The organism is Vibrio sp. 1562, assembly GCF_033340155.1.
Lineage (GTDB): Bacteria > Pseudomonadota > Gammaproteobacteria > Enterobacterales > Vibrionaceae > Vibrio > Vibrio alginolyticus.
The window spans coordinates 1-1483 of record NZ_JAWOVY010000076.1 but is presented as its reverse complement, the minus strand read 5'-3'; the positions used below and the strand labels follow the sequence as shown (position 1 = coordinate 1483).

Genomic DNA, 1483 nt, shown 5'->3' with positions numbered 1-1483 from the left:
GCCTATTGTCGCAACGATTCTATTTTTCTTTGCTGATGACTTTATTCGTTGGCAAGGCGCTCAGGGGCGAGTATACGAGTTGGGCTTGCAATATCTCCAGATACTAATCGTCGCGTGTATTTTTTCACTTGGCTCTATTGCGGTTCCATTCTTGCTACGTAACGACAACAGCCCTAACTTAGCTACAATTTTGATGGTGATAGGTGCAATCATTAATATTGTGTTGGACTATGTTTTCATTGCTTGGATGAACTGGGAGCTAACAGGAGCGGCTATTGCGACCGCATTGGCACAGATGGTTGTCACCGTGCTAGGTGTGGGCTACTTCTTCTCTTCTAAAGCGAAGTTACGTCTAACATTTAGAGAGTTGAAAGTGCAATTGGATGCTATTCCTAAAATTGTGCTTATCGGGACATCCAGCTTTTTTATGTACGCTTATGGATCTACGATGGTAGCTCTGCACAACGCATTATTCGCACAATACGGCAGCCCGCTTTTGATCGGCGCTTACGCCATTTTAGGCTATATCGTGACGGTCTATTATCTCGTGGCGGAAGGCATTGCCAATGGTATGCAGCCTTTGGTGAGCTACAACCATGGCGCACGAAATCAAGATAACATTCGTAAGTTGCTACAAATTGCTATGGGGGCATCGGTTTTAGGTGGTGTTGTGTTCGTGGTATTGATGAACCTTTTCCCGTACCAGCTCGTATCCGTCTTTAATGACGCGGATCAGCAGCTTATCGAAAGTGCTGTGGTGGGAATTCGTCTCCACATGTTCGCACTGTTTCTGGATGGTTTCTTAGTGGTAGCAGGGGCTTACTATCAAGCGGTCAACAAAGGCAGTAAGGCGATGTTTGTGACGGTGGGCAATATGCTTATCCAACTGCCGTTCTTGTTCATCATGCCAAAACTGTTGGGTGTGACAGGCATTTGGATTGCATTCCCGCTATCCAACATTGCGTTAAGTCTGGTTGTGATGAGTATGCTTTGGCGTGATATCCAAAAGTTGATGGTGGATAGCCCAGTAGAACCGAGCATCCAAGCGTCTTAAGTTGGTAGCAGAAAAGCGAGGCTAGTGCCTCGCTGTTTACTTTGTCGAAGAGTTAAATGTTCTTCACTTCTAAGCCAGCCAATTGATGCCAGTAACCGTTGCATTGGCGGCTTGATAGTTTGTCTGGATTTGAGCCTTGCTCGTTAGAACGGAAGCGATCCAATTCTGAGAAGGTACTTACGCCTAATGGACTCAAGCGAACGACATCAACGAGTCCTTGCATGCTTGGCAGATCGTTGATCAGGTTGTAACAGTAGCCCGATTGCGTTTGGATGCCATTTAAGTTGAAGACTTCTTGTCCCTCTTGGCTGCTTACTTGGATACCCGTTGGGTACTTAATACAGCAAGTTTCGCAGTCGTCTTTGGCTTTGTTTTCTGCACGAGCGGTAAAGCAGCGCGCCGAGTAAGCCAGTGGCAGATAACCGTGGC

The 1483-nt window shown here is 46.5% G+C and carries 1 protein-coding gene and 1 pseudogene; one reads left to right on the top strand and one right to left on the bottom strand.

Translation table 11 applies throughout. From position 1 onward, the window contains the following. The coding region (gene vmrA / locus R7Z49_RS23255) for a sodium-coupled multidrug efflux MATE transporter VmrA (protein ID WP_318112099.1) at window positions 1–1054 on the top strand (1054 nt) is incomplete at its 5' end. Window positions 1055–1106: 52 nt separating this feature from the next. On the opposite strand, the pseudogene R7Z49_RS23250 reads toward vmrA, so the two are convergent. Continuing rightward, window positions 1107–1483, bottom strand: a pseudogene (locus R7Z49_RS23250) (U32 family peptidase); the annotation flags it as partial.